This is a genomic window from Pirellulales bacterium (assembly GCA_036499395.1).
GTDB lineage: Bacteria > Planctomycetota > Planctomycetia > Pirellulales > JACPPG01 > JACPPG01.
Genome location: DASYDW010000140.1, coordinates 1 through 2,278 on the forward strand (window position 1 = coordinate 1; position 2,278 = coordinate 2,278).

At 59.5% G+C, this 2,278-nt stretch carries 3 protein-coding genes; 2 read left to right on the plus strand and 1 reads right to left on the minus strand.

The window, feature by feature from the left end; genetic code table 11:
- Both VGN12_29790 and VGN12_29795 read left to right on the plus strand, forming a co-directional pair.
- On the plus strand, positions 1-194 hold a 194-nt coding region (locus tag VGN12_29790), incomplete at its 5' end, for a hypothetical protein (GenBank protein ID HEY4313682.1).
- Positions 195-397: 203 nt separating this feature from the next.
- The gene (locus VGN12_29795; GenBank protein ID HEY4313683.1) at positions 398-1,348 is read left to right on the plus strand and encodes a LysR family transcriptional regulator; all 951 of its coding nucleotides are present in this window, start codon (positions 398-400) and stop codon (positions 1,346-1,348) included.
- Here the strand turns inward: VGN12_29795 and VGN12_29800 are convergent.
- Positions 1,345-2,184, minus strand: coding sequence for a fumarylacetoacetate hydrolase family protein (locus VGN12_29800; protein HEY4313684.1), 840 nt, complete (start codon positions 2,182-2,184; stop codon positions 1,345-1,347). The genes VGN12_29795 and VGN12_29800 overlap by 4 nt on opposite strands.
- Positions 2,185-2,278: the final 94 nt, after the last annotated feature.

Consider the following 2,278-nt stretch of genomic DNA (forward strand, 5'->3'; position numbering starts at 1 on the left):
CCGTTCTGATCACCGCGCCAGCGGAGGTCTTAGCGGCGCGTCTCGTCACTCGTTCGCGCGCAACCGACGGCAGCCTCCCCCAGCGCATCCAACGCAATGAGGCCTTCGCGACCTTCCAGGCCGACTATGTGATCGAGAATACGGCTACACCGGAATCGGCCGCTCGGACGCTCCTCGACATTATCCGAGGCTAGCGCCGCCGGTGCTGCTTACCGTTCTCTGGGCTCAAGAGCCAATGACGATAGTGCCACCATGTGAAAGCCGGCCGCAAAAGGGCCTGCTTCTGCGCTAGTGTCCAGAACGATTCGAAGATAAGCAATCGTTATGCCAGCTTCTCGACCAGCCAAAACCCTGATCTACTGCGCCATGCTATGGCATACATTTTAAGCGCTGCAACTTGAACACTACATATCGCATTCAACAATTACGCCAGTTCGTCATAGCGGCTGACACGGGCAGCTTGCAGACCGCCGCTGCCGAAACTTTCCGTTCCGCTGCCGCAGTCTCCACGGCAATGAGTGAGCTTGAACAACAGGTCGGCGCACCGCTGTTCGAAAAGGGCCATCGAGCCAAGCTCACGCCCTTGGGGCGAACCCTGGCTCCGCTTTTTGCCGACCTGGTGCGCGCCCACGACCGTGTTGTGCGAGACGTAAGACAGATCACTCTGGCCGAGCGCGGGCTGCTAACGATCGCCGTCGTTCCGTTCCTTGCCGAAGAATGGTTTACGAGCGTGCTAGCGGAGTTCATGAAGACGCATGGCAATGTCACTGTGCGTGTCATCGACCAGCGCTCACGTCAGGCGCGGCAACTCGTCAGTGACGGTCTCGCCGACATCGCCATTGCGTCCAATCTCGGCGACGATCCGAAACTCGATTTCCATCCCGTCTGTGTCGATACATTCGGAATTATATGCCGTGACGACGACCCGCTCACCAGGCGTAAAGGCAAATTGACCTGGAAAGCCCTCGCCGACCGCCCGCTGATCGGCAACGATGCTTTTGAGACCGTGATCGAGCATGGCCTTGGCCAATACGTCGAGAGCAATACGGTTGTCACCGTATCAAGCCGAACATCGACAATGGACCTGATCCGGCGCGCCATCGGGATTACGGTGCTGCCACGGCTGACAAAGCCGCCGGCAGCCACGGATATGGCGTTTGTCCAGCTTACTGAACCGGTCGTATCGCGCTCTATTGGTATCGTGACGCGACACGGCCAGACATTACTGCCAGCCGCGCGCGCTATGGCCACTTTGATAGAACGCGAGTTGCGTGAATATGCCCGTGCACACGACGTTATTCTAGCTGACGAGAAGCCCCGGGCGAAACGCAAGAAAAAGTCGCGCTAGCTGGCGTCGACCACCTGGTTGCGCAGGATGCCTATCGGCGGCACCTCGATTTCAAGCTTGTCGCCGGGCTTCATCCACTGCGGCGGCTTGTGGCCGAGCTGGACGCCATCCGGTGTCCCCGTGGCGATGATATCGCCGGGTGTGAGCGGGATGGCGGCCGATACGTACTCGATGATCGCCGGGATATCGAAGATCAAGTCGTCGATGCCGGAGTATTGCATCCGCTTGCCGTTGAGGCGCGTCTCGATGAAGAGCTTGGTTGGATCCGGCACTTCATCAGCGGTGAGCATCACCGGACCGACGCTGCCGGTCGCGAAAAAGTTCTTGCCGATAGCGAGCGAACCTTTGAGCTGGAAATCACGAATACTGCCGTCGTTGAGCAAGGTATAGCCGGCGACGTGGCTCAGCGCCGCGTGGCGTCCGATCTTGTGCCCGCCGTTGCCGATGACTACAGCAAGCTCGCCTTCATAGTCGAAATCCTGCGACACGGTAGGCCGCACGATGTCCTCACCACTCGCGACGAGTGAGCTGTGCAGGCGAAAGAATACGCTTGGCTGCTCGGGGAATGCGCGACCAACTTCGATGCAGTGGGCGCGGTAGTTCACGCCGATGCAAATTACTTTCTCGGCGTCCGGCACAGGCGTCAGCAGCGTCACGTCGATGAGTTTGTAGTCGGCCGCACCCGTAGCGGCTGACATGACTTCCCTCATCGCGCCCGCGGCGAGAGCCTCTCGCAGGCTGGCATACTTCGTCCGCTTGCTGAGATCGATCACGCCGTCGCCAACAAGAGCGCCGAAGCTGGCCTTGCCGTTCCTGTTAAAGCTGAGCAGCTTCATAGTGCACCTATTTCCGCTGGAACGTCGCTGCCGATTTGAGTTCCGTGATTTTCCACTGTCCGCCTTCACGGCGCAGGGTCGCCCGGCTGAGGCC